This is a genomic window from Rhodococcus sp. A14 (assembly GCF_011603105.1).
Taxonomy (GTDB): domain Bacteria; phylum Actinomycetota; class Actinomycetes; order Mycobacteriales; family Mycobacteriaceae; genus Rhodococcus_F; species Rhodococcus_F opacus.
The window spans coordinates 1-241 of the sequence record NZ_JAAOQS010000351.1; the positions used below are offsets into that span (position 1 = coordinate 1).

A 241-nucleotide genomic window follows, 5' to 3' on the forward strand; every position below is an offset into this window, starting at 1 on the left:
TCCTGAGTGGCCTTGTCTGATCAGCTCGAAGTAGCGGCGCTTGTCTTCCTGTGGTGACTTGTTCCACGCATACCTGGGCATCGTAATCCTCTCGGGAAAGGATTCGCCTCGATCAGTGGAATCCGCCAGGTGTATCCGGTGCTGTTCATCGACTGTATCCACGTCAAGATCCGCGACGGCAACGTGGCCAACCGGCCGATCTACGTCGTGATGGGGGTGACTGTGGACGGCACTCGCGACA

At 58.1% G+C, this 241-nt stretch carries 1 pseudogene; it reads left to right on the forward strand.

What is annotated here, in order from left to right:
• Nucleotides 1-126: 126 nt before the first annotated feature.
• Nucleotides 127-241: pseudogene (locus tag G9373_RS45800) on the forward strand (transposase); the annotation flags it as partial.